We start from the raw sequence: 24779 nt of genomic DNA, 5'->3' as shown, positions 1-24779 counted from the left end.
ATAGTTATTCCGCTTTAAACCTTTTTTACTTGAATTTAGGTTTGAAGATTTTAGCCAGCTCCAGGATGTAGTAATAATCTTCAGTTTGATACAATAAAGTTTCTTGTCGTTTTATGCTGGTACAAGTGGTTTTTGAAGAACCATTTTCCCAACTTAAAATGTATCCTTCACAATTAGAAATAGTATCTGTTTTTGTGTAATTAAGTTCTGATTTTTCCTGATCAAATACAAAGCGTTCTTCAATGTCAATAAACTTTATGGGAACGCTATTTTCAAGAAATAAGGTAATCGTTCTTATTCCATTAGAAAGCCCCAATTGAATTTTAATTTTTTTGAATTCAGATGTGTAGTAGATTATCAGCTCAGCTCCACCATCAAGGGCCGGCATATGATCAGACAGCTCCTCCCAAAAGATCGTATCCGAACTTAGGTTTAAATTTTCTATCATCAATACTTTAGAATTGACGGTATCCTCAAATTCATTTTGTGAAAAAGATAAACTAAGAGATAATACAGTAAATATTGTGGTGAGAAGTTTCATTTATGGTTGATGGTGGTTGGTTAAAATTAGTACTTCAACACAAAAATCTCACTTTTTATGCAGAGTTTAACACTCTAATTGCTTTAACAACAAAGTAAGCAGAAACCAGAGTAGGCCATAAAATAAGAAACCATTCAAAGGGTTCTTGAAGAGTTAAGACCCATGTCCATGTTGTTTTTCCTCCCACAATGCTGGTGAATAGCAAAAAAGATAAAATTCCACATAGAAGAAGGAACAGAACTCTTTTTGGTTTCTCATTTACTTTTCCTTTAAGCACCATAATTAATCCTATGTATCCTGCAATTTCAAGCAAAAAGGAAAGGAGTATCATTATTTCAACTAACTCAGGTTTCAATTGTGGAATCAAAACTACTGAGAGAAGTATTGTGAAAAACATGAGAATAGTGGAAAGCACAAATGCTAGTATCGCTATAAATGATTCCCATGTTTTCATTCAATGATAAATAGTTCCCCTTTAACCACAGTTTCCCATAGATTTGAAGACGTTTTTTGTACGTATGAATTATCTTTTGTTTCAATTATTTCCACAGTTAGAATCAAGTCATTGGAAATAGTAATATTCATAGGGTTCTCAATAACTTTTTTAACTTTTAACGTATAGGTGCAATCGTCAAGCCATTTTACTTTGAATTCAATTTTAAGTCCGGCATGGCTGCCATATTCTATTTGATTAGATCCTTTTCTTTCTATGATTGTTACTCCCGCTTTTTCATCTTCATATCTAAATTTTCCATTCTTAAATCTAGAACAATTGAGGTCTTGACTGAATGCATAGGAATTAGTAATTATTAGCAACGAATAAACGAGGATCTTCATATTTAATGGTTTATAACCTAAGGCTAAATCTAACAATTTATTCGTTGAAAGGAGAAGTGAGGTTTAGCGATTATATCAGGGAGCATATTCCACCCTTATTGGAACCGAATATCCTGTGTATCGCAATAAACAAACATTGTTTGGGTTCGTATAGTTCTCAAAGTGGAATTCAAGGTAAATTATTCCATTCTGCAAATCAACTTCTGTTAGTTCAATTCCAGCTATTAAATCTACATATTGAAAGCGTTCCTTTGTCCGTTTAATTGTAAACTCGGTTCCATTCATGGTTTTAAAAGATGATTTTGTGACTTTATCTTTGTTAAGATACATTATAGTTTTTCCGGAGTCATTTTTTGTGAAGTCAAAGCATTCAATCAAAAGCTTTGCGAATTCATAATCCTCCAATTCTATCCATGAAGTGTCAATTTTACAAAGGGAATCAAAATCTAAATTAAGATCATTTTTTACTCTCAACTTGGTTGTAAAGTTAAAGCCGGTAGTTTGTTCATGAAATTCCAAGGGAGCAATGTCTAAATCATTTTCAACGATCTTGATACCATTTTTCTCTAATGCCCAATAAGTGCAAATATTTGATTCAGGAATTAAATATGTAGGGATGGATTTGTTATAAGATTCAATCACACCTTCACAATATGATGGTGAATATAAATTGGCGTAAAGAGCTGAATCTACATTGTATAAATCAAAAATTTCTTCACAATCATTTAATTGGCAGAAGCTATTCAACGAGTAGAGAAATATAAATGGAAAAAAAATGATTCTGAGCATAACTGTCTGATCACAAAAATCAATCCAAATTTTAAATGTTAATGCTTACAAACGATTGAGTAAAGCTAGTACTTGAACATGGTACGTGTGAATGGAAAATGTCGCCTAATACCTTATAAATCATTTTCTATGTAATTCCACTTAAATTGGTCAAAGGTGAAAGTTGTTAAGTCGTTACCTTGAAGAGATTCATTTGAAGAACAGTCCGAACAACTGAAATTTTCTATTGTTCCGTCTTGAACTTTAGCAACTCCACGCATGTAGTCATCAATAATCCAGAATTTCTTTCCGTCTTTTTCTCTTTTTATTAAGCTGAATTTCAATTCTACTGACCAAAAATCAAATTTGTATTTTTCAGGTCCGTCTTCGAGAGTAACCTTTTTTGTGAATTCAGTATCTACAAAGCCATAAGTATTTTCAGTAATCGAAACTTTGATTTTAATCTGGTCTTTTTCTGTCTCGTAAGTACCTCTTGGATAGAATCCCAGCAAAATTAGAAAACCAGAAATAACGAACATACCTGCTATGGATAACAATAAGATTATGTTCGTTTTACTCACTGTTTCAAATGTTTATAATGTTGTATATATTTTTTTTATTTCATCATCAATTTTTTGACAAATTTCTGTGTCATTAAATGATTCATTTTTCACAAGAACTGAAGATAAGTTTAATAGTTTCAATGCTTGCTCAACTTCACTATCCGTAAGAGTCCAAATTGAGAAGTGATCATAAGTATTCAATTGACCAATACTTTTCACCACCTTATTTAAATCCTCATTTTCCAGGTGGTTAGGTGAAAGAAAATTTAGCTTGTAAACATTCCTTATAAAACCAAATTTTGTGGCTGCACTATATTTTGACCATTTTTGATATTCAGCGTTTTCTTTTTCGGAATAAAAGAAGATTCCATTTTTAATTTTTCCTTCAGAAATTGAGAAAATTTTTGACTGGGAAAAGATGTAGCCATATTCAAAACTAAGTACTTCAAATAGTCTTTTTCCTAATGATACCAATCCTTTATCGGTAATTGTATTTTCGTCAAACATTAATTCGATTACAATTGAATCAGAATCAATTTTAATAGTCCTATTATGAGACCAATTTCGAAAGTTCAATCTCATTAATTCATCTGAATCTGAAATCATTAAATGGTGGACATTTTTAAAATCTTTCTTATTTAGTCCATCTAGAAACCCTTTCTTGGTTTTCCATCCATTATTTGGGTAAGGTCCAGTGACATAAAAATGTTCCAGATTCAGATGTAATTGGTCAAACTCGTTAAGCAAAAAATGAATCAAGCTTCTTGTGTCGAAGGCTTCTGCATCTGATTGGGAAACCGCTTTGTATAACTTTAAAAGTCTGTTTTTGCCAATATTTTTCTTAAACAGATTCATTTTTAGTTGACCCTAACTTTTGAGTAAATCTAACAATTTACTTTGTTCAAGAAAATGAAATTGTAGTTGAATTGCGTGTATCTCAACAGCTTTTTTTGGAGAATTGGCAAAAAAGATCGGATGTTTATCTTTACTTATTGTACTATGTTTGGTTTTCTATCTCTACATATAATGGTAAGTAATCTACTTCTTCATGGCCTTTGAGTACTATATGATTTCCTTCTGTTACTATTGATTTGAACATTTCATAAAAGAACTCAGTATCACAGGTTGTAGAGTCAATAATTTGATTAAAAATTGATTTTGAGTCTGACACAATCTTATAGTGAGCATGAACAATATTCTTATCAAATTCCATTTTTAAAGAAGCTACAAACGTATGATTGCCAATCTGAAATTCTTCAACAATAAGGTCAAAATCCAAATCTATATTTTGATCAAGTCCTTTTTGATAAGCCTTTTGCACTGCATCTGATAAATCATTATTCTTTAAATCAGTAGAAATTTTCAATATAGCTTCTTTGGCAAGATCCCAAACAAAGTAAAGTTGCTCTGTATAACTCAAAGAATTGAATTTGTCTAAAGGAAGAATAGAGTCAATACTTATATGGCCTCCATAGCTATGAACGTAGTCGATTGATGCATTTTCAATTTTTTCAAATGAATCAGCTGTCCTTAAATTGATATTGAGAAACTTGATCTTTTTTCCTGAATATAATTCATTTAGTAGTCTGTTCATTAACATAGAAACGGGTACAAACAATCTAGTCAATTCATAAAGAGAATCATCTGGGTTTTTAAACCAAATTAATAATCGAACAATGTGCTTTTGGGTGTTCATAAGGTCAAATTGTAATAACCCACAACGTTTAACTAAAGCTAGCAATTTATTATTTGAAAAGAGTGGAGGTTAATTACCGGATATCAGCTACAATTTTCTTTAAGTAACTGGTACATTCTTTTTGTCCAAATGTTAATGTGATGATGTAATTCTTGAATTAACATTTGGTCTTTGTTTGCTTCCAAAGTATTCAAGTTAAGTTCTTCGATAGGTAGGTAAACATGCCTGGTTTGTCCAGTTCGGTTAATTAAGAAAAGCTGATATCCTTGGTCAGTTGCTCCGGGATGCAAAGGGTTGAAGATTTCAAATTGTTTGAAATCTCTTATTAGGATTACTTTTTCAATTAACTCTTTTAATTGAGTTGGAATTGTTCCTTCAAGCCTTGCAAAGAAAGGTTTATTGGAGTAGGCAGGTATGTTGTCAAAATCAGAAACCTCAAGCTCGAACTGAAAATTTTTAGCAATGGATAAGTCAATTGAGATCAGTTTTTCACTAAAACCGTCATTGTGACTAAAACAGAAAATGTAATCTGAATCTAGTTTAAAGTTTTCGGATTCAAGATCAATACTCCATTTAATTTTTTTGGTGTGTGTCATTGCAACTAATTGCTCTTATCGTTTTACTAAAACTAACAATTTATTCTTTGATAAGTGTACCGGTCAAGTAGCGGAAGGATTCTATACGTTTTATGTTATGCGGCCTTGCTACAATAATAAACTAGTCAATAAAGTTCCTACTAATAATATAAAGGAATAAATTCTGTCAGCAATTAGATTTGTATTGTTACCAAAATCAGGCTCTCTCTTATAAATTGCCAGATATAGCGATCTTAATATTTTATATAAAATTAGAAAACACAGACTCAATTTAGTCGACTTAAACCATGTGTCATTTGAATTTTCAACTGATAAATAATACCCTAACAAACTAAAAATAATAGACAATGAAAGTAATTTCAAATAAGCACTATTTAATCTTAATAACTCATATTCAAGCATTGTCCAAATAAATAAACCGAAGGATGATATTTTAACAAGGGTTACAAAGTTCTCCGTTTTATAAGTTAAATAACCGGCAATTAAGTTTCCTGCTATAAAACAGGAAGTAATTATTAAAAATCGAAAATTAAACTTCTTTAGTTTATTGTTATTCTGTTTTTCTTTGACACTTTTTTTATCAATTTCAATAATCTCAGAGGCACAGTTTTTATATTCGATTGCTGGTTTAGAATATATTATTTCATTATTTACTAAAGCAGTGTTCCCTCCGAAATCTATTTTGTATGTCTCCCCTGATTTTACAACTCCAATTACTTTGTCAAAATCTTTGTCATTTTTCGGTACTGAAATTTGAACAGATTTATTTAATAAGTTTTCTGGGAAGATCTTCTTATCTTTTATTATAGTAAATCCTTTTACTAAGACATTGTTTTTATTCTTTTCAGGATAAGTGAGGTAGTTTATTAAATAATTAAAAAGCTCGTTTTCAATTTCCGTATTCAGTTCAATTACCGTATAATTTTCCTCATATTTGAACAGTTTAAATTTTAGGTTAGAATCTAATTTTTCTTGATAAAGTTCAATCCACTGTTTTAGCGCATCCTTGATGTTAGAATAATTTCCATTTTCTATGAATATTATATTTTCTTTCAGGCTCATTCAGATGAAGCACAATGTTTAACTAAAACTAACAATTTATTCGTTGAAAGGAATTGCTGGCCAAATACCAGTCATGAAATTTAACTATTGAGATTAGTTCATTTTTCTAAATAGTATTCTTTTAGCACTACATTAAATAATTCACCTTCACAATTATAACTTTCGATTTTGATTAAACGACCCTCTTTGTTATATTCATAAAGAAACTTTTTACATCCGTGCTGGAGGATTAACAATTCCCCTTTTTCGTTATATGTGGATTTCAATTCATAAGGATCTTTTTCTCCATCTGTGTAGGACATGACATGCAATACTTCATTATTACTATTGACAACTCCAATTGTTGTGTCACTTATTGGATATGGCTTTCCATTAGAATAAAAAGTTGTGATATAGGATATTGTGTCATGATTATATGAGAAAGTTCTTGACTCTACCAAAGTGTTGTTTTCATACTTAGAGTAATTTATAATCTTTTGATCAATATATTCCCAACTCTGAAGGACCGGTGGGAATTCTTTTATAATACTATCATTACCGTTGTTATAATTCCAAGTAAATTTTGATCCATTAGAATTTCGAGATAATATCTTGCCTTTATCATCATATTTTGAAGTAGTAATTAAGGAATCATCTGCAATATTAGGGTTGTAAGTACTGTGATAAATAACTTTCCCATTCAAATCAAAAATTACATTCTGAAAAATTGTGTCTTGATTTGCCATTTTTTTGAAACCCCAAAAACCAGAATTGTAATTTCCATATACAGTTGAATCTCCAGAGTCAATAACTTCAAGAATGAGATTTCCTTGAACATCATATTCTTTAAAATATTCAAGTTGTTTAATTCCTGTTTCTTTTCCGTTCCTTATTTCGGATTTGTACGTTTCAATTTTTCTAACGGAGATATAATTTCCCTTCAAAACGTTTTGTTCAGTATATGATGAAGGAGGATAGTCCCAAATTTGTCCTAGTGCGGAAATTGTGAAAAAGATAAAGTATATGTTCAGTATAAGTCTCAACTTAAAGCGTTTAACGTATGGATAAAACTAGCAATTAATTCTATGAAAACTGTGTCAGCCTACGGTTGGGTGTTAACAACAGTTTTCTTATTCCTCTTTACGATAATAAGTTGTGACTTTTCCATCCCAACTGATCTCAAGCTTTTTCTGAGAGATAGACTGAATTTCTCCTGTACTTTTAATACAGCCATTACTCATTGAGATATAGGTCACTTGATCGTAGTCACAAATTGTGAACTGAAACTTTACAGTTCCAAATGGATGGTAATTTGCGGTATAGTAACCTGCATATTCCGACAAAGTAGAATCACAAATTCCAGGATATTGAATCATCCAAAGGGTGTCCAATTCGAAATTAATCCATGTAGAATCGTTGTCATCAGTGAAAGTCCAAGTTCCATTGATTAACTCAATATTAACTTGAGCCTGACTGTTCAAGTTGATAATTAATCCGATAATTATGGGTAATCGCAATTGCATAATACGTTTGACTAAAACTAGTAATTTATTCTGTCCATAGAGCTTTTACAAAGGGGAGGATACTTTCTTCAACTAATATATTGTGATGCGATCTCTATTACCAGTTAGCGATCAAAATTTCTGTGCTACTCAATTTTGAGTCTGAACAGAACTGTATAAATGTTGTGATCTCCAGTCCAATCGTCTTCATAAAGAAAGAAAAGGAATTCTTTTTGTCCATGAAAATTCTTTAGTTTTTTTAGAGGATATGATGTTCTCGCTGGTATTTGATGTTTTCTTTCAACATGTATTTTAATGCCGTCTAAAGAGTCCTTTACTGCAAAATAGTATTCGCATTTTACACAGGGATGATCATTTCCATAAGTGATAAAAATTGTATCGGTTTCTAAAATTGAATCACTTTTTAGAACTATTTCGTTATCATTTGACAATTCGTTGTATTGCCCAAGTAATTTGCTATTTAAATGCACGGTCCAATAGTCGAGAGTATCGCAGTACCCGACAAATGGAACCATTATTAGACATATAATTACAAACTTTTTCATTGAACTGTCAGATTAAACCCAACGTTTGTCTAAAGCTAGCAATTTACTTTGTTCAACGAAAATGAAATTGTAGTTGAATTGTGTCCTTACTGTTTTTGGGAGTGTAGCTAAAAAAGGGTAAGACAAGTGTTTTACCTACTATGTTGTGCGTCGTTTTCTACCCTGGGTATAGATCAAACGGATACTCTCGTATGAATCCCCATTTCTCATCAAGCGCGCAATTTACTTGAATTTTAAGATTGGGAAAATTTTCTTGTATAAATTGTTTCTTCTGATCAGTATACTTGTCCGAATCAACATAATACCAGTAGTTTCTTTCTCCATTGTAAGTTTCTTTTAATACTGGTATTCCTTCAATTCCAGTTGAAAATAGATCAGTCATAAAAGAATCAAATTTCATTAAAGTCAAATTGTAATCTGCAGTAGGTAATCCATTTTCCATAACACTATCAAGTTGATGGCTTACAAAAAACAGAAATGGGAATTTTGATTCGAATTCATAGATGTTTTCAAATCCTGGTTTTCTGACGAATAATGGCAACCCTTCGTATTCAAAATTCGCCGTGTACCAAGTCATATTGTGCATATCCATATTGTCTGAAGTAATATTATTTGTACTATCAGTTTCGACAAAATTCGAAGTCTGATTTGATGCGTTATTATCATTACATGACAATATTAGTAATGAAATAATGTTCAAAAGGAATGCAAATTTTATTGAATTTAAAGTCATCTTATAATCACGAACAACGTTTGTCTAAAGCTAGTAATTTATTCAATGAAAAGTGTACCATCCAAAGGCGGACATTGCCTTTAGCTATTATGTTATGCTTCGTTTTTATTCAATAGGCGATAATAGGTTTGCTCCGCTCCAACTATCAATAGTCCGGTAATCCCACCAAGTCCGAGAAGATAAAAAATCTTTATTGGTAAATAAACTGTGCCATTTGAGTGATAGCTCGTAATTATAATGACAAAAGTTTCCATGTAATTACCTATATTAATTAGTATTCCGACAAGGAGCAGTACAAGCTTTTTATTGTAAACCTTCTTTATCAATAGAATGAGTGGTAAAAAAGTGTTGCAAAATATCATTAAAATGAATGTATAGTAATATGGTCCAGTAGCCCTACTCATAAATTTAAAATACTCCGAATCTGAATTGAGTAAACTAACTGAGATTAGAATGATATTTAAAATTGAATATGTTAGAATAAATGATCTCAAAAGACCGAATGAAATTTTCAATTTTAAATCTTTCCAAACCCAACTAATGATTAGAACGACTAGAATAGTCGAGGGGATTCCAATTATTAAATAGTGATTTATATAGTTGAGAATTTGTGTTAACATTTCAATAATTCAGAACGATTGAGTAAAGTTAGTACTTGAACATGGAAAGTACAAAAAGTGAATCTGGCCAATTACATTATCAACCATTATAAGTTTTTACCAGATATTACTCGCAACCAAATTAAAACACACTTTTACACTAAATAAACCTTTTTAAAAGATTATTGATATTTTGTTCTCAAATTATTGGGCATGAATAAATTACTTTTATTATACAGTATTGTTTTTATGGTGGCTTGTGCTGAATCTACCGAGCATAATACTGAAGAAGCAACCGACACCGATACAACTATTACAGATACTGTTGTAGTAGAAGCAGAGATGATTGATTCAACCGTTTTACTTACTGCATTTGAAGGTACAGCTGATATTGAGTTTGAAATGAACTACCTGGGCGAGCCTCATACTTTTCAGTTAACGGCTGAGTTTTATGATGATGAAACACATCCACAATCTGTTTTAACGCTTTACACCGGTTCAGTAAATAGAGGAGTGTTGCCAACGCATCCTGCTGGCTATGGTTTTATTTCGGCTAAAAATGAACAGGATTTTCCGCACAAAATAGCTGATTTTAATGGTGACGGAAAAGATGATTTGCTACTTACTATTCGTGCATTTATGGTTGATTTTAGAGAAACACAAGACAAAGTTGGTGTCCCTTCTATCTATTTTCAAACAGATGATGGCAAGTTTGTTCAAGATTCGGAAGTAGATTTTAAATTGAGAGAAGAAATGTCAATGGATGAAATTAAATCTCTATGTAAAGATGTAGATGCTAATGCGCTTTAATTCTTATGAAAACGTAGTAATAACTACAATTTAATTATACGTTTGTTGAGAATGCTCAAGAAAATTAAGAGAGTTCAATCAACTTTATGGTTTTATGTCCGATTGATCAATTATTTCTTTAATTATCGCAGAGATTTCCTTTTTGAGAATTAAAGTAGCTGGATAACTTAAATGATCATCATCAAAATACAAGATGTCATTGTTATATGATACCTTCACCTTATTGTCTTGAATGAAATTTGAATAAATATCAAATACTGAAACATTTGAATATTTGCTTTGAAGTTGGAATACATATTCATTTGCACCTTCTATTTCATTCAATCCAATAACGTCAATCAAATTGTATCCTTCTATAGGTTTAAATCCCAAGTAAGAAATATATTGACTTGCATTTTTATTTACCATGAAATTTAGTTTTGGAGGTTGCGTAAATAATAGAACTTGTGCATTCATTTCTTCCAAAAATGTCAATAGTTCATTAAATTGTTCTTTTTTCTTGTCTTCCATCCATAACCAATGGCAAACTATTATTACAAGTTTTGGTTTCCATACTTCTATATTCTTCTTAATCGATTTTGCGTAGTCCGTTCTCTGCTGTTTAGTGAAATTCTTCGTTTCATTTTGGTTTTCAATATCTCTTAAATTGAAAAATGGATTTGTTCCATTTGATGTATAACATGAAAGAGATAAGTTTATATCATTTGCAATTTCGTCTATTACTTTTGCCCACATTACTCCATGTGAATCTCCAATTAGCATAATTTCAGGGGACTTGTCTTTTTCACTGGTTATTATACCATTCTTTCTATATGCATCTTTGTTTATTTCTAATCTTTGAGGAATAATTAAACCATAATCTAATTTTCCCTTTTCAATGTATTCGTTCAATTCTTCTTGTGAAGGGGAAATATCATAGTATTTGGTAAAAGAGGTATATCCATTGAACTTGCTATGATAATAAGGGTTGAATAATTCTGATTGATAAAATATTGTAAATGATGAAATTATAATTAATCCTATCCCTACTATTTTTAAGGTGCTTTTATGAGTTCTTGTTTTGTTTTCTACTAAAAAATAAGTCAAGAAAGACAAGATCAGTGTGATGCCTAATGTAACAGCATTTAATAGATGAAAATTCAAATGTTGAAATTTATACGCAAGACTTCCAACTAGCGATATAAGCACCCAATGCCAAAGATAAATTGAATAAGACATTTTACCAATTAGTACCAATGGCTTACTTGACAATACTTTTCCTACCAAACCATCAGACGAGCAAAAAACCAATACTATAAAAGTTCCTATTACCGGGAAGATAACCCAATAATCAATTTGTTTATTGCCATATAAATAGGCTGCCGAAATCAATAGAATTCCAATAGCAGATATTAAAGAAGAATATGAGGTTGGTATTTTTTTTGTAGTGATAAAACAGCCTAAACCTCCCAAAGATAATTCCCACATCCTAGTAGGAAGCATATAAAAAGTGAAGTCCAGATTTTTGTTGATATTCAATTGATAAAAGAAAAAAATAAAACTGAAAAGCGTTACTAATAAAATCGGTATGGCAAAATTTTTAAAGAACTTATATGCCAAGAAAAGAAAGAATGGATAAAGCAAATAGAATTGTTCTTCTACTGATAAGGACCATGAATGTAAAAAGTAAGATTCTTCTGAAGCTCTTCCCCAATAACTTCCGAATTCAAAATACGCATGGAAATTGAAAAATGAGAAAATTGTTGGAAAAACATCTGAAGAAATTTGCTGTACATCTAATTTATATATAATTAAAGGTGAAAATATTAAAACAGACAAAACAACAGTTAACAAGGCAGGTAATAACCTTTTAATTCTTCGAGTCCAAAATTCGAACATTGAAAAATTATTGTTCAAGACTTTATTGACAAGTATATTTGTGATTAGAAAACCAGATATAACAAAGAATACATCAACACCATAATATCCTCCTATTACTTGTTTATAGCCCAAATGAAATAAAACAACTGGTATTACCGCTAAAGTTCTAAGTCCATCAATTTCAGGTCTGTAATCAAGCTTCTTTGGGTTTACTTGCATTTTCTTTATTAGTGAAATGAAAATTTCATTTATCAGAATTGAATTTATAAAACTAGTAAAAGTTCTAAATAAAGTAATTTTAACTTTATTCATGACAATTCAGTATTTAATACTCACAATTATTGCAGCCTTTTGAGGATGAAATTAAATCTCTCTGTAAAGATGTAGATGCTAATTCGCTTTAAGTTGAATAAATAGGAGGTTTGGAATTTTTAAGTTGTTGGATTAGTGTAGGATGTAACTTTGAATTATTTAATAATTAGGAAACCAAACTCCTCTATGTGTTGGTGATCCAATATTAGGACGAACATGATTTTGTTCAAGTTCATCTAGTGATTTGATAGTCTGAATTTCTATTATTTTGGGAATATCTTCTCCGTTAAATACGGTTTGTTTGAGTAATTGAAGAGCATCTTCTTCTGACCAAGCGGAAACTCCAAAACCTAATTTGGAAATAGGATTGTCCTTCGTTTTAATGAAATACCAATTAATTTCAGATTGCCCTTTCACAATTTGGTGAGTTTTGGTTGTAATTATTCAACGTTTAAGCAAAGTTAGGCATTTACCGTGTTCTACGGAAGCCCAGCTGCAATAGAATGCCATCTTAAATAGCGCCGGATATGTAGTTTAGCTACTCTGTTATATAGCGCTATTTATTCTGGTAAAGCTCCATTGCCTTCTTGAAGTCCTTTGCTCCTTGAGAATTAAGTTGCCAGATATTTTGCATTAATTCTGAGTGGTTATTCTTTACCCAGTCAATGAATAAATGCATTTTTTTATTCTCTTTTTCGGCATTGAAGTCAATTAAATTGGATTCAATGGAAACAATTTTCTTTTTAAACAATCTGAATATTGTCTCAGATTTTAAATCATGTCCGTACAAGAAGTTAATTCTGTCGCTGGATTGTTTTTCAGTAGCTATCCAAGCTCCGTCTTTATTTTCTAGAGAAATCAAGGTGTTCTTGGAGTTAAACACTTCGCCCCATTTCACAATGTCGAGAAACTTCTCTTTTCCTTCTAGAACTAGATAACCCTCATCAAACAGTTTAATAGTGTCAGAAAGCAATTTAGATAACTCCTTATAGTTTTTGTTATTGTAGTAATCATAATAGTTATGAATCAACTTGTCTTCTTTTGGGCTCGAACAATTTGAAAGAGACAAACTTCCGGTAGCTATAATAAGCAATAGTAATATGTAGGTGAATGTTTTCATAGGTCTAATGCTACATAACATTTTACTTAAGGTTATTCCATTCGTTTTCAGTTAGGATTTCCTTTAGTTCCATAATCATTATTTCCCCATTTGGCGAGTGTCTTTCCCATTTCACAAAAGCATGATCTTTAGTGTAATAACTATACTGCCAAAATTTTACAGGTTCTTTATAAAAACTGTTGTCAAAGGTATAGCTCCCCTTAAATTTAATAGCCTCTGTTTTCTTACCTAATACCAAGATCGTTTCTTTGCCTATGTATTCTCGAACTTTTTTAAATTCCGTCTCTATACCATCCTCATAAAGTGTCATACTATAATTGTACTCTTCATGAGGTTCCCATAAAAATACATTATTTGAATTGATTTTAGATTCAGTTTTCCTACCATTAGAGAAACTACTATATTCGATAAATTTAGCTCCTGATTCATCAAATTTCTCTTTTGAGAATTCGGCTTTTTCAAACTTGGAATTAAATACTTCAGTGGTGAGTTCTTTTTTTTCTTTGTTTGTTTTTATTTTCCAGTACTGGGACCCCTCGGGATTTCCAATATATTCGAACACATAATATTTAGGTTCGTCAAAGTTCTCTAGTTGATAGTAATATTCCTTAATGTTTTCTGTTTCATTACATGAAATGAAGAGTAAAGAAAGACCAATAAATAGAAGTTGTTTCATTTAAATTTAATTGTACCCAACGTTTGGGTAAAGTTAGATATTTACCATGTTATATGGAAACGCAGCTGCAGTAGAATGCCATCTTGAATAGCGCTGGGCAAATATCCGACGAAAACTTTAGCTATTATGTTAAATGTCGTTTTTCATTCAACATATTCCTTACTGACAATGCCTCCCCAGTCATCAGAATAGACATACCCTCCTGCTTCAAGTCCTTCAACATAACTTCTGAACCATTCACTAAATGAACTAGAATATAGCTCTCTGTACGTGTCATCATGTATCATTCGGATAATTTGACCACTTTTTCCCTCTGGAGCGGGATCCAAATCAATACAGGTGAAGTCTCCTGTCCCAGCCGAGGTTATTGGAATCCAAAGTTTGTTCCACCAATCAGATTTAATTCCAAGTTGGGGGTCGGATTTTGTATTTCTAGCATCAGAATCATTTTCAATAAAATCATTCCATATTTTCCATTCAGCTTCAATTTGTTTTGTTGAAAGTAAAACTTCTCCGTCAACCAAACCTTGAGTGAAAATGTCTTCAGATTGTCCGTTATGAATGCGATAAAATGCTTTAAAATCAGAAGGTAGTTCCGCTTGAATCACATTCTCTAAACTTTGGAAGTCTTCTTCAGTCGCTCCAGGATTTAGTCCAAAGTCAACATCTTTAGCATTGTCATTTGTCCAATTCTCTATGCGATTCCATAGATCAATTTCGTTAGATTCTGATGCATTCATTTCTTCAGATTGTGAATCAAAATTTGAGTCCGCCATTTCTGCGTCACTGTTATTACAACCAAAAAGAAATTGGCTTAGTGCAAATAGGGTTATGGCATGATGAAAGAAATTCATTTCGTAATAGCATATAACATTTACCTAAAGCTAGTAATTTACTTAGTTCAACGAAAATGAAATTGTAGTTGAATTGCGACATGAAGTGTGCCAGACAAGGGTTGGACATTAGCTTTAGCTAATATGTTATATGCTGTTTTTCTCTATTGATTTTATTACTTCATTATCGTAATTGGTGCGCCATTCAACTTTTGCTATTATTTCCTTAAGATTGGGTATTAGATGATTATGATACCAATTAAACCACTTCATTTCGTCTTCTTTACTGTTGATATCAAGAGTAAAAATAATAGAAGTCTTGTCCATGTTTACAGTGACATATCTTCCATTAATTTCATTCCTTAGGGTGAATCCAATGTACTCATCATTGTGAGTTTTGTACTTTAAGATTTCATGAAATTCAGCACTGCTTTTCGCATTGATCCAATTGAATTTCTGTCCACGATCGATAATTGAAAGAGTCTCTTTCCAATTATCTTTTTCCAGAAGATTGATAAGGTTTAATGCCGAGAATTCCTTCTGGTCAACATCCTTTACTAATATAATTTCTTTATTATATCCCATTGAAGCAATTGTCTAATTGCATATAACGTTTGGCTAAAATTAGCAATTTACTTTGTTCAACGAAAATGAAATTGTAGTTGAATTACATGATCCTGACAGCTTTTGGGAGAGTAGGCAAAAAAGGTAAGGACATGCGTTTTACCTGTTGTGTTACTACCAGTTTTTTTCTTGTATTCTTTTTTCAAGTAGATAGTCCTCTGAAATTAGAATATCTCGTACATATGAGACTTTCTTAACTCCATTTTCGGTTCGAGCAAAGCGCAAAACAGCATAGACTGAATCGATTTCATATTCTTCAGAGAACTGAAACTCTAACACATAACTGTGAAGGCGTCCTAATGAATCATCCACTATATTGTATTCACCAATTGGACCTTCTTCAACTGGATATGAATCCGGCAGTGGTCGCACAGAAGCATTATCTTTTCCTAGTCCAATCCAAATATTTTCGTTCTTGTGCTTAACATTATATCCTCTAAACGATTTAATTTGGGATGTATCACAGAGGAAAAAGTAGTTCTGTACAATGGCTGAAGAATCAGAGATCAGAAAATCATTGATTTTTGAAAAAATAATATTGTCTTTTTGAGAATCTAGATTAGGAGTTGTGACTTCCCAATCTAGATCAGTTAAACCATTTTCATCTGATTGATCAATTTCAAAATTACAAGAGAATAAGACAAAACAGATTAAAGAATTTGCGATCAAGAATTTAAATTTTCGGGTCATTTGTTAAATCGTAATTACACAGAACGTTTGAGTAAAGTTAGGTCTTCGCTTTCGTGTAGCTTCAGGGAAGCAAAGCTTGTTGTGTGGTGGCAAGAAAGGGTAGGACATGCGTTTTAATTGTTGTGTTGTGTACAGTTTTTTACAGTAGGTTGGGATATGGTTCAACTAGCGTTGATTTTCTCCATATACTATTTGCAGTCCTATTAATTGACTCCGTTATATCAAAATTTTCAATCAATTTAATCAGAGCATTTCTATCTAATTCTTCCTTTTTATTTGAGTCCAACCAAACTTCACAATTTGTCTCATCTTTTAGAAAGATAGCTAAGAAAGCTGCAAATTCGAGTGTAGATGCTGAGATTGTCCACATATTAATAGGATCAGAAGATTTGTTTATTTCTCCACACCAAGCATTATTTTTTCTATCGGCCAAGTACAAATTTGTCCATTCACGAGAAGCTGGGTTATGAGAGTCACCCTCAGTGTCAACATTTTCTAAGTCTTGAGTCACCCAAGTACAAACCAATCTAAAGTCTGGTCTAGGTTCAGTTATATTTAAATATAAGAGGTAATTCAAGTCAATGTTTGTTAACGTTTAAGCAAAGTTAGTCATTTACCGTATTCTACGGAAGCGCAGCTGCAATAGGATGCCATCTTGAGTAGCGGTGGATATTTATCAGACGAAAGCTTTAGCTATTATGTTAGGGTTTGTTTTTCAACCTGTAAGCATTTACAATTCTTAAATCAGAATAATATAATTCGATTTCTTCAGTAACAAACTGATCTGCATTCACCCAACCTTTATCAATAAATGAAACATGAAACGAACCCTTCCAAATAGAAAATTGGGTTGATTTTTCATTTCCCCAGTGGTACTTAATTACACGACTGGTATGATCTGTAAAAATAGATGGGTATATTTTACCTATGTCATCTCGGCTTGAACCTATACCGATTCCGTCAACTGTACGGCACTGACAATTGTCTTTAATTTTTATTGAATACACCCAATAAATATTTTTCAAACTTTGTTTTTTCAAGTGTATTTCAAGATCTAAGCTATCTATCAAAACTATTTTTTCTATCAGCCTTGAACTAATGTCCGATCTCCTGTGCCGTCTTTTGATAATTTTAATTCCAGAATATTCTTCTTTAATTTTATTTAAAGTGGTCTGACCAATTAGAATATTATTGACACCTTCAAAAAGAGAAATGCGACAACTGTCTTTTTTTTGAGAATACCCGGAAGTAAACTGAAGTAATAACGAAAAGATAATCAGCTTTTTCATGATTACAAAATTCAAACAATCAATCATCTAATAATAATTGAATCGCGCATTTTAAAGTACTGATTTGTGATTATCGCAATTATCCCTAACGTTTAGGTATAGCTAGCAAATTAATGCGACGTGAAGTGTGCCGGCCATGGGTAGGACGTTAGCTTTAGCTATTGTGTTAGGGTGCGTTTTTCGGATCAATAACAAGAAACCTGCTGTAAGGCTCTTTAGGTAAAGGATATTTTGGGACAATTGTCCAATATATAATGAGCCTATCACTTTCTTCTACATCATAAACGGTGACAGTACTTGTTCGATTTGCTATCTCATATCCACCTTTTTGTTCTAACCAGAGAAATTCAAAGTAACCTGTAGAATCGAATAGTAAATAACAGTATAATAATCCATCATCAAAATCGTAGCCGCACTCAATGTAACTTGTGTCTCTGCAGCTACTATTTTCCCAAATTTTTAATGGGATTTTTGAAAATTTTGTTGAATCAAGACAAAGCGAGTCTATAGATGATTCGTCAGCAAGCCTCCATATTTGTCCAGATTTTAGATTTTCTGTTGAATAACCTTTCTGTTTTCCGAAATTCGTGAATCTTACCTTTTTAACTTCACAGGCACTCGTGTCCTTTTGTGAAAATGAAGTTGTACATAGAAGAAGAAAGGTTATTTGAATTATCCTCATTGTATTTCTATAATGTAATCATTCAATTCTGGTACAATGCACCCTAACGTTTGGCTAAAGCTAATAATTTAATGCGGCTTTAGGGCGCGAGGTAGAGTCGACCGTGTCGACCTATTTAGCTTTAGCTAATTTGTTAGCATCAGTTTTCTCACGCAATACTTCTAGAAGTTTGGAATACTGATTGGCCAACAGTAATGACTCTGCGAAATCAGATAATCCTGAAATCCTAATAACTTGGCGATTTACTCCATCTTTGGATGGTTCAAGATTAACCACACCGACATGCTCTACAAGTCCTTTTTCATTTAAATCAAATTCGTAGAATTCAATCCAATCACCTATTTCGACTTCACCTTTGAAAATTTGACAGTCCAGAATCAATCCTTTTTCAGATGTGCTTAAAAATTCATGTGTTATGATTTGTCCGACAACTTGATCGTGCCATTTATGTCCGCAATGTCTGCATTGACGAGCTTTAGGAGTTCTAGCAAGTCCCCCACATTTAGGACAGTAATTCAAAAAAACATTTTTCGAATGCTCATTGAGGATTCGCTTTGCAGTGTTCAATTTGAATTGATCAAATCCTTCCCTAAGTAATTCTAAAACCTCTGGATCTTCAGAGATGATGCCCTTGCTGATGTACATTTTTCTTCTTACCTCTTGATTTTCAAATGCATTTACTTTTTCGTTTGCAATCCAATGGTTGTATGCTCTACCTTCAGGTTTGGTGAAATACCTTGAGTAATGCATGAAGATATAATGTGCTAGAGCTGAAGACATTAATTGTATCTAATTTACGAATAAAGCACCCCATGCACTTTATCCACCTCAATATCGCAAATAAAAAGGAGAATTGGCAGAACTGTATTTGATTACCGTATTTTCCGCAATAAATATATGAAACGGCCACCATCAAAAGATTAGTGATGAAATTTCAATGAAACTAACTAATCCATCTAAATACTTCCCAAACCTTCTTCCAGCCTTCATGCGTTTTTTGAAAGAGAAATGTTTCTCCCATTCCACAAAGGCCATAGCAATGTTTGTCCATTTCAATTAAAAGATAATTACCATCCAATGATTTGATAGGTTTTGATACACTATAATAGGTGGTATTACCATGGTAATTATTGTCATTGAGAAATTGATCTATCCTTGACTTTGCTGAATCAATTGAAGTAAATTCAAACATGGGATAACAAGCCGTGTTAATATTCCATTCTTTTTCGTGTAAATAGTACAGATCATTATCAGTGAAAATACTGTCTAAACCTTTGTTTTTCCAAATTCTATTTGTGTCTAATTTTTTGTGGAACACATTCAGTAAAGGTTCTACAAACAAAAAAGGAGAATCTGATTTAATCAATTCAATTGCTTGTATAAAATCTTCATCACATGAGTCAACATTTACTCTGTCAACATTATTTATCGCTACAGTGGCTGATTCATTACCATTACAAGCTATCTGCATTAGTGATAATAATGAAGCTGCCAGAATAACCTTTGGGTAAAATTTATTCTTCACTTCTATATAGAATTTTAAAGATACGATTAGGTAATAAATAACATTTCATGATTTGACTTCTATTAGTGGTCTCAAATATAAATGAGAAATATTCTTTTAGTTACTTAAGTCAAATCCGCGTGAACGGGGGGTAATTTATAATTTAAGCCTAAATTCTTCAGGATTGTCTTTTACGGTTTCTAGGATTCCATCAATTCTTTCAACTGTGATTTCATGGCATCCATTTCTGAAGGTTTTAGCTTCAAATTGATCTTTTGCTCTTTCTGAATATCAAATTTCTTGTAATCATAATGCGGCACTCCATCTTTGTAGGCTGTACACAATACAATGGCTTCTGCACCAATAGGTAGTATCGGTTTTTCAGTGTCGTAGTGTGTAAATCCGAAGGTATTGTCCTCCATTTGATATCCAGGTAAATACATTGATTCATTTTTTAACATCAAAGTGGAATAGACAAAATCATAATTTTCCTCATTCTCAACTGAGGTAAAAAGTTCTACTTTTTCAGATCTAGGATCAGTGAATAGTCTATCAATATTAGCCCAACCTATATCATTCAAAGTGAACAAATAACTTGTATTTGGATCTTCTTTAAATTCATTTACATTGCCCACATTCATTAATTCAGATAGAAAAATACCTCCTGCCCAATCTTCCAATTCTACAGAGTCTAGTTTGGTTTCTTTTCTCATGATTTCAATTACACAGCCCTCAATCTCAAGCTTGTTTCCTTCTACACTATTGACATCCCAAAAAAAGTTGTTAATACTGTCTCCATAGGTCTTCTCCAATTCGCTATACTCATCTTCATCATAGTTGTGATGCCAGTACAATACCCTTGTCCAAGCTAAATTCAAGTCTTCAACATCATTATTGAGCATACGTTCATCTTGACTCCATTCCATAACGCTATCATCATTTCTATTTCCGTGCCATGTAGTCATGGCTTCATCTACTTGTTCACAAGGGACAATTACTCCAACTGGAGCATCAGTATTGATATGCAATATTTGATCACCCGCATATGCTTCGAAAAACACCATGCCTCCACTTTGAAGGTTACCTATATTAGATACAGTTGTCAAATTACCCATAACAAAGTCAATAGGTTCTAGAGCCTCTTTGAAATGAATCTCAATTTCACCTTCATAGTCTTCACCATTTAAGATTAATGATTCTTTGTAAATCCTAAGCTTTGACCCATTTTTACAAATCAATGTAGTATCGGAGTTTCCGTCTATAGTGTAGACTTGTGTTTCAATTTGATCGTCATTAAAGACATTGTCAAAGAATTCTTTCTGTGCTTGTTTCTTACTGTCGTTTGAATTGCCTTCTGAGTTATCTGAATCTGATACACATGATGTCAGTCTAAAGACCACAGTGAGAATTAGAATATAATTTTTCATATGATTGATTTCAAAATAACTACTTGAATAGTATTACTGTGTTGCATAACGTTTAAGCAAAGTTAGGCATTTACCGTATTCTACGGAAGCGCAGCTGAAGTAGAATGCCGTCGTGAAGTGCGTAGGCCAAATGGGCGCATCCCGATAGCTATCTGGAGAGTAGACAAGTGTCGGACGTGAGCTTTGCTTACTGCATTATATTTCGTTGGACTTATTTATAAGATTCAAAACGTATTCGGAGTGTTGTCCGTTCCAATAACACTTGACACATCTTTTGTTTACAAATTCATGTTCGCAGTTCTCATATCCGTAAAGAAAGTGTGAGCATTCAGGACACATAGTTTCCATTTGAGAAGCATATCTGAAGTATTCACTACAGCACTCATCACAATGCTTAATTACTTTGTCGTAATTCATTTAATATTTATATTGTTTATTGCTTTTTAGTTAAAAAGGGAAAGTTCCTTGATCAAAAGAATAAGAGAAAAGAATTGTATCTCCATTTTCGACATTTGCATATAAATAACTATTGTGCACTTCGTTAAATTTTGATTTGGAAACGATCCTGTTCAAATTATAAATATATCTCGATTCGGAGATTGAATATATCCGAGCTTTATTCAATTCAATACATTCACGCAGAACTCTGTTGATATGCCTTTTAGTCCAATATGAATCTACAGACTTCAAATCAACTGTATCATTCATAAATGCTGAAGAGTCTTTTAGAGCGGTGAATCGTTCTTTCAAGTTGTTTCTAACACTGTCATGTACTGATATAATATAATTTCCATTTTTGAAATGACTCTCTAATTTCAAATTCAATTTCTTTAGATGAAGTGTGCTTGATTTGCTTTTATTCCTAGGATCTTGATTAATATGGCATGCAAATAAGCAGATAAAAAATAAAGTCGGGCTCCATTTTATTAAACTTTTAAATGAATTTTTTTTCGATAACATTGAATTCATATTACTTGCACTAAATTTTCAAGTAAAGTTAGCTATTTACACCTACTCAACCAGAAGGTTAAATATGCTAGAAAATACCTATTTAAAGGTAAGTATATAATCACATTTGTAGATGCTTTAAATATGAAAAGTTGGACTGCCTATATTCAAATAAATCTTTTATTCATCACATCAGTTTTTAACAACAAATTCCAAAATCAAATCTCCTGAATATCGATTGTTATAATTTCCATTGTCAAAATAGATGTAAAGAAAATTTCTTTTGTCAGCAGAAAACAATTTGAGTTCAGTATCATAACATTTTGAGTCTTGTAGCCAAGAATGATATTGGAGCATTAAATTGAGCAACGTTTGACGTATATTTTCCAATTTAATAGTTGGAAATTGAATTACCTCTCTTTTAATACAGTCAATCTCAAAATCATTTCCGATATATTCAACCCAAAACTCTTCTAGACCTGTCCCATCTGAATTATCAATGTAATGGGTTAATTTTGTAAACTTTCTAGAATAATTAAATTCTGTTAGCCATCCTTTGTATCCTTTTGAATTCAAGGTGTAGTAAACCTTTTCTCTTCCATTCCTGCGAAACAAAGTAATTGCTTTACCAAAATAACTGCTGTCCTTTTTTTCATGATCAGAGTACACTTTGTATGCGTTTTTTATGGTTGTTTTTTTGCCAAATTTAATTTCGTCAATGTAGTTGTAATACTTCGAATTAATAGTTGTGTCATTTTCATTGATTACTTTCCAATGGTATTGTATTTCTCTATTAAGACTGTCATACTTATGTTCAAAAATTTGAAAGGAACCATTAGACACGGAATCATAAATTATTGAGTCTTTACCAAAGTGCGTTTTAAATTGAATTTCCTTATGGTTTAAGCCAGTTCTTGGAGATTTAAACTCTGTGAGGTAAGCCTTTTGTCCATTGGGATATTGATAAATGTAAGTGATGAATCTTGATTTTTCCTTAATTGAATCTACAATCAAAGAATCAAAAGAATATCGGATGTTAATAATCTTCTCTGTTGCATTTGATTTCAATTGATCGAAATTAAATTCTTTTTGGCAAAAACAATTGAATGAGCTTAAACCAAAAATTAGATTAATAGTGAGTATCAAACGCATACCTTTTTAACTTAAAATAATTAAAACGTGACAATTCTTTTTGTAATTGATGTTAACATTTACATAAAACGAGCAATTTACTTTGTTCAACGAAAGTTTTATTGAAGTTGAATTTAGTGCGATCCTGATAGCTATCGGGAGAGATAGACAAGTGTCGGACGTGAGCTTTGCTTACTGAATTATATGCATTTTTCAAAAGTACCTGGCGCATAGCAACAAAACTTCCTGAATAGATTCAAGCTTATCAAGTTCAAGTTTTAATAAATCTGAATCTTCTTTAATGTTCGATTTGTTAGTGTCAATTCCCATTTTCATAATTCCTTTGATTTCTGAAATGTCCATGGTTCGTTCAACTTCCGCTGGAAATTGACCAGAAGCCCAGATTCCAGATTTTTCGTTCTTGGAAAGGAATACTTTTCCAGTACTATCAACGAATCTGTCATTTTCATTTCCGTCCCAGCTCCAGAAGTCAATATCTCCGCAAACCTCTTTAACATTTCGCTTAATTATAGGATCATGTACTATGGTCGTGTCATGATGAAAAATTGGATAAACCAGATCTATTCCTTCTTGGGTTGTTGTCCAAGCTTCTTTAGGACTTCTATGTGGATTTTTGAAATTGTTCATTTTTGGTTACTATTTTTTATTGGCTTTGAATGCCTTAATTAATAGAAGAATTCCAAAAATAAACGATAATAAAGATGCACCATACAGAATCCAATCTTCTAACATATGAGCACGAAATATGAGGTGTTCATGATTACCTCCATAAATCATTAAGATTATGAAGAAAGAGAGACAAATCAAGCTTATGCCATATAATTTAATCATTCTTAAATTCTCTTCCCTAGTTGCCAATGGTTTATAACGTTTGACTAAAGCTAGCAATTTACTTTGTTCAACGAAGGTTTTACTGAAGTTGAATTGCGTGCGATCCCGATAGCTATCGGGAGTGCTGGCAAAAAAGGGAAGGACATGTGCTTTACCTATTGTGTTAGGTGGCGTTTTCTGTTTGTGCAGGATTACTTTTTGTAGACAATAACTTATCTTACTTTTTTGAACTCTTTGTCAGAGAGATTATATTCCCATCTAAGTCCGTAACTACATTTTCAGCATCTTTAGCTGCTATTCGCATAAATTCTTGCTCCATTTCAGCAGTTGTTTCTAATTCATTGTTCCAAACACCAGATTCCTGCATGTGCTTTTGAATTTCGATTAAAGAATAGCCACACATCTCTCGGATTATTTTTATTGTTTCTAGAAAACCTGCCCCATGCAATTTAAGCTTTTGAATAAATTCAATTACATTCTCTTCGGTGATTGAAGAGTAATTCTTAATAATTTTTTCCAAACCGTATTTTGACTTCCCTTTATCTTGCATTTTAATGCTTCATAACGTTTGGGTAAAGT

General features: G+C 32.1%; 31 protein-coding genes. 1 reads left to right on the top strand and 30 read right to left on the bottom strand.

The annotated features are described in order from the left end of the window. Positions 1–25: 25 nt before the first annotated feature. The 13 genes from K6119_RS04240 to K6119_RS04180 all read right to left on the bottom strand — a co-directional run bounded on the left by K6119_RS04240 (position 26) and on the right by K6119_RS04180 (position 8810). On the bottom strand, positions 26–541 hold the full coding sequence (locus K6119_RS04240; RefSeq protein WP_221835679.1) for a hypothetical protein: 516 nt from the start codon (positions 539–541) through the stop codon (positions 26–28). A 55-nt stretch (positions 542–596) separates the two neighbouring features. After that, complete coding sequence (locus tag K6119_RS04235; protein WP_221835676.1) at positions 597–995, bottom strand: hypothetical protein; 399 nt, start codon at positions 993–995, stop codon at positions 597–599. Then, positions 992–1378, bottom strand: a complete 387-nt coding sequence (locus K6119_RS04230) for a hypothetical protein (protein WP_221835674.1) — start codon at positions 1376–1378, stop codon at positions 992–994. The genes K6119_RS04235 and K6119_RS04230 overlap by 4 nt, the downstream gene beginning before the upstream one ends. Before the next feature lie 75 nt (positions 1379–1453). Beyond that, positions 1454–2167 carry a hypothetical protein gene (locus K6119_RS04225; RefSeq protein ID WP_221835672.1) on the bottom strand — a complete coding sequence of 238 codons (714 nt, stop codon included), beginning with the start codon at positions 2165–2167 and terminating at the stop codon, positions 1454–1456. Positions 2168–2280: 113 nt separating this feature from the next. Then, positions 2281–2727 (bottom strand): hypothetical protein, encoded by a 447-nt coding sequence (locus K6119_RS04220; protein ID WP_221835671.1) that lies wholly within the window; start codon positions 2725–2727, stop codon positions 2281–2283. A 12-nt stretch (positions 2728–2739) separates the two neighbouring features. Further along, entirely contained in the window at positions 2740–3564 is an 825-nt protein-coding gene (locus tag K6119_RS04215; protein ID WP_221835670.1) for a hypothetical protein, read from the bottom strand. A 142-nt stretch (positions 3565–3706) separates the two neighbouring features. Next, entirely contained in the window at positions 3707–4405 is a 699-nt protein-coding gene (locus tag K6119_RS04210) for a hypothetical protein (RefSeq protein ID WP_221835669.1), read from the bottom strand. An 83-nt stretch (positions 4406–4488) separates the two neighbouring features. Beyond that, positions 4489–5001 carry a hypothetical protein gene (locus tag K6119_RS04205; RefSeq protein WP_221835668.1) on the bottom strand — a complete coding sequence of 171 codons (513 nt, stop codon included), beginning with the start codon at positions 4999–5001 and terminating at the stop codon, positions 4489–4491. A gap of 108 nt (positions 5002–5109) precedes the next feature. Beyond that, positions 5110–6063, bottom strand: coding sequence for a hypothetical protein (locus tag K6119_RS04200; protein WP_221835667.1), 954 nt, complete (start codon positions 6061–6063; stop codon positions 5110–5112). Positions 6064–6161: 98 nt separating this feature from the next. Continuing rightward, complete coding sequence (locus tag K6119_RS04195; RefSeq protein ID WP_221835666.1) at positions 6162–7085, bottom strand: hypothetical protein; 924 nt, start codon at positions 7083–7085, stop codon at positions 6162–6164. A gap of 87 nt (positions 7086–7172) precedes the next feature. Beyond that, positions 7173–7565 (bottom strand): hypothetical protein, encoded by a 393-nt coding sequence (locus tag K6119_RS04190; protein WP_221835665.1) that lies wholly within the window; start codon positions 7563–7565, stop codon positions 7173–7175. 125 nt (positions 7566–7690) lie between these two features. Further along, on the bottom strand, positions 7691–8110 hold the full coding sequence (locus tag K6119_RS04185; protein WP_221835663.1) for a hypothetical protein: 420 nt from the start codon (positions 8108–8110) through the stop codon (positions 7691–7693). 157 nt (positions 8111–8267) lie between these two features. Beyond that, positions 8268–8810 (bottom strand): DUF695 domain-containing protein, encoded by a 543-nt coding sequence (locus tag K6119_RS04180; protein WP_221835661.1) that lies wholly within the window; start codon positions 8808–8810, stop codon positions 8268–8270. Between the two features lie 845 nt (positions 8811–9655). Between K6119_RS04180 and K6119_RS04175 the strand changes: the two genes are divergently transcribed. After that, positions 9656–10252 carry a hypothetical protein gene (locus K6119_RS04175; protein ID WP_221835659.1) on the top strand — a complete coding sequence of 199 codons (597 nt, stop codon included), beginning with the start codon at positions 9656–9658 and terminating at the stop codon, positions 10250–10252. Between the two features lie 84 nt (positions 10253–10336). On the opposite strand, the gene K6119_RS04170 is transcribed toward K6119_RS04175, so the two are convergent. The 17 genes from K6119_RS04170 to K6119_RS04090 all read right to left on the bottom strand — a co-directional run bounded on the left by K6119_RS04170 (position 10337) and on the right by K6119_RS04090 (position 24750). Further along, entirely contained in the window at positions 10337–12424 is a 2088-nt protein-coding gene (locus K6119_RS04170; RefSeq protein ID WP_221835657.1) for an acyltransferase family protein, read from the bottom strand. 159 nt (positions 12425–12583) lie between these two features. Then, positions 12584–12841, bottom strand: a complete 258-nt coding sequence (locus K6119_RS04165; protein WP_221835655.1) for a hypothetical protein — start codon at positions 12839–12841, stop codon at positions 12584–12586. A 139-nt stretch (positions 12842–12980) separates the two neighbouring features. Further along, entirely contained in the window at positions 12981–13544 is a 564-nt protein-coding gene (locus tag K6119_RS04160) for a hypothetical protein (RefSeq protein ID WP_221835653.1), read from the bottom strand. A gap of 22 nt (positions 13545–13566) precedes the next feature. Continuing rightward, on the bottom strand, positions 13567–14220 hold the full coding sequence (locus tag K6119_RS04155; protein WP_221835651.1) for a hypothetical protein: 654 nt from the start codon (positions 14218–14220) through the stop codon (positions 13567–13569). A gap of 143 nt (positions 14221–14363) precedes the next feature. Beyond that, a complete protein-coding gene (locus K6119_RS04150; protein ID WP_221835649.1) occupies positions 14364–15074 on the bottom strand; it encodes an SMI1/KNR4 family protein in 711 nt (236 codons plus the stop codon). 126 nt (positions 15075–15200) lie between these two features. Further along, positions 15201–15638, bottom strand: a complete 438-nt coding sequence (locus tag K6119_RS04145; protein ID WP_221835647.1) for a hypothetical protein — start codon at positions 15636–15638, stop codon at positions 15201–15203. A 153-nt stretch (positions 15639–15791) separates the two neighbouring features. Further along, positions 15792–16367 (bottom strand): hypothetical protein, encoded by a 576-nt coding sequence (locus K6119_RS04140; protein WP_237828092.1) that lies wholly within the window; start codon positions 16365–16367, stop codon positions 15792–15794. A 139-nt stretch (positions 16368–16506) separates the two neighbouring features. Continuing rightward, complete coding sequence (locus K6119_RS04135; protein WP_221835639.1) at positions 16507–16944, bottom strand: hypothetical protein; 438 nt, start codon at positions 16942–16944, stop codon at positions 16507–16509. 124 nt (positions 16945–17068) lie between these two features. Beyond that, a complete protein-coding gene (locus tag K6119_RS04130) occupies positions 17069–17656 on the bottom strand; it encodes a hypothetical protein (RefSeq protein ID WP_221835636.1) in 588 nt (195 codons plus the stop codon). Between the two features lie 166 nt (positions 17657–17822). Next, on the bottom strand, positions 17823–18338 hold the full coding sequence (locus K6119_RS04125) for a hypothetical protein (protein WP_221835634.1): 516 nt from the start codon (positions 18336–18338) through the stop codon (positions 17823–17825). Between the two features lie 111 nt (positions 18339–18449). Further along, positions 18450–19118, bottom strand: coding sequence for a transposase (locus K6119_RS04120; protein ID WP_221835628.1), 669 nt, complete (start codon positions 19116–19118; stop codon positions 18450–18452). A 163-nt stretch (positions 19119–19281) separates the two neighbouring features. After that, on the bottom strand, positions 19282–19863 hold the full coding sequence (locus tag K6119_RS04115; RefSeq protein ID WP_221835626.1) for a hypothetical protein: 582 nt from the start codon (positions 19861–19863) through the stop codon (positions 19282–19284). Between the two features lie 179 nt (positions 19864–20042). After that, positions 20043–21269, bottom strand: a complete 1227-nt coding sequence (locus tag K6119_RS04110) for a hypothetical protein (RefSeq protein ID WP_221835624.1) — start codon at positions 21267–21269, stop codon at positions 20043–20045. A 447-nt stretch (positions 21270–21716) separates the two neighbouring features. After that, positions 21717–22088: a hypothetical protein gene (locus K6119_RS04105; RefSeq protein ID WP_237828091.1), complete on the bottom strand. Its 372-nt coding sequence runs from the start codon at positions 22086–22088 to the stop codon at positions 21717–21719. Between the two features lie 321 nt (positions 22089–22409). Then, positions 22410–23285, bottom strand: a complete 876-nt coding sequence (locus K6119_RS04100) for a hypothetical protein (protein WP_237828090.1) — start codon at positions 23283–23285, stop codon at positions 22410–22412. 276 nt (positions 23286–23561) lie between these two features. After that, a complete protein-coding gene (locus tag K6119_RS04095) occupies positions 23562–23996 on the bottom strand; it encodes a hypothetical protein (protein ID WP_221835620.1) in 435 nt (144 codons plus the stop codon). A 421-nt stretch (positions 23997–24417) separates the two neighbouring features. Continuing rightward, positions 24418–24750 (bottom strand): hypothetical protein, encoded by a 333-nt coding sequence (locus K6119_RS04090; RefSeq protein WP_221835619.1) that lies wholly within the window; start codon positions 24748–24750, stop codon positions 24418–24420. Between the last annotated feature and the right edge of the window lie 29 nt (positions 24751–24779).

This window comes from Paracrocinitomix mangrovi, from assembly GCF_019740355.2.
GTDB lineage: Bacteria > Bacteroidota > Bacteroidia > Flavobacteriales_D > Crocinitomicaceae > Paracrocinitomix > Paracrocinitomix mangrovi.
The sequence above is the reverse complement of the archived record's forward strand: the minus strand, read 5'-3'. Positions and strand labels throughout refer to the sequence as shown.

Coding starts and splice junctions, on each gene's coding strand:
- K6119_RS04185 (WP_221835663.1), bottom strand. CDS start 8,110: ATGAAAAAGTTTGTAATTATATGTCTAATAATGGTTCCATTTGTCGGG.
- K6119_RS04175 (WP_221835659.1), top strand. CDS start 9,656: ATGAATAAATTACTTTTATTATACAGTATTGTTTTTATGGTGGCTTGT.
- K6119_RS04140 (WP_237828092.1), bottom strand. CDS start 16,367: ATGACCCGAAAATTTAAATTCTTGATCGCAAATTCTTTAATCTGTTTT.
- K6119_RS04200 (WP_221835667.1), bottom strand. CDS start 6,063: ATGAGCCTGAAAGAAAATATAATATTCATAGAAAATGGAAATTATTCT.
- K6119_RS04230 (WP_221835674.1), bottom strand. CDS start 1,378: ATGAAGATCCTCGTTTATTCGTTGCTAATAATTACTAATTCCTATGCA.
- K6119_RS04170 (WP_221835657.1), bottom strand. CDS start 12,424: ATGAATAAAGTTAAAATTACTTTATTTAGAACTTTTACTAGTTTTATA.
- K6119_RS04150 (WP_221835649.1), bottom strand. CDS start 15,074: ATGAATTTCTTTCATCATGCCATAACCCTATTTGCACTAAGCCAATTT.
- K6119_RS04240 (WP_221835679.1), bottom strand. CDS start 541: ATGAAACTTCTCACCACAATATTTACTGTATTATCTCTTAGTTTATCT.
- K6119_RS04145 (WP_221835647.1), bottom strand. CDS start 15,638: ATGGGATATAATAAAGAAATTATATTAGTAAAGGATGTTGACCAGAAG.
- K6119_RS04225 (WP_221835672.1), bottom strand. CDS start 2,167: ATGCTCAGAATCATTTTTTTTCCATTTATATTTCTCTACTCGTTGAAT.
- K6119_RS04090 (WP_221835619.1), bottom strand. CDS start 24,750: ATGCAAGATAAAGGGAAGTCAAAATACGGTTTGGAAAAAATTATTAAG.
- K6119_RS04235 (WP_221835676.1), bottom strand. CDS start 995: ATGAAAACATGGGAATCATTTATAGCGATACTAGCATTTGTGCTTTCC.
- K6119_RS04130 (WP_221835636.1), bottom strand. CDS start 17,656: ATGAAAAAGCTGATTATCTTTTCGTTATTACTTCAGTTTACTTCCGGG.
- K6119_RS04205 (WP_221835668.1), bottom strand. CDS start 5,001: ATGACACACACCAAAAAAATTAAATGGAGTATTGATCTTGAATCCGAA.
- K6119_RS04120 (WP_221835628.1), bottom strand. CDS start 19,118: ATGTCTTCAGCTCTAGCACATTATATCTTCATGCATTACTCAAGGTAT.
- K6119_RS04210 (WP_221835669.1), bottom strand. CDS start 4,405: ATGAACACCCAAAAGCACATTGTTCGATTATTAATTTGGTTTAAAAAC.
- K6119_RS04160 (WP_221835653.1), bottom strand. CDS start 13,544: ATGAAAACATTCACCTACATATTACTATTGCTTATTATAGCTACCGGA.
- K6119_RS04110 (WP_221835624.1), bottom strand. CDS start 21,269: ATGAAAAATTATATTCTAATTCTCACTGTGGTCTTTAGACTGACATCA.
- K6119_RS04155 (WP_221835651.1), bottom strand. CDS start 14,220: ATGAAACAACTTCTATTTATTGGTCTTTCTTTACTCTTCATTTCATGT.
- K6119_RS04190 (WP_221835665.1), bottom strand. CDS start 7,565: ATGCAATTGCGATTACCCATAATTATCGGATTAATTATCAACTTGAAC.
- K6119_RS04125 (WP_221835634.1), bottom strand. CDS start 18,338: ATGAGGATAATTCAAATAACCTTTCTTCTTCTATGTACAACTTCATTT.
- K6119_RS04215 (WP_221835670.1), bottom strand. CDS start 3,564: ATGAATCTGTTTAAGAAAAATATTGGCAAAAACAGACTTTTAAAGTTA.
- K6119_RS04095 (WP_221835620.1), bottom strand. CDS start 23,996: ATGAACAATTTCAAAAATCCACATAGAAGTCCTAAAGAAGCTTGGACA.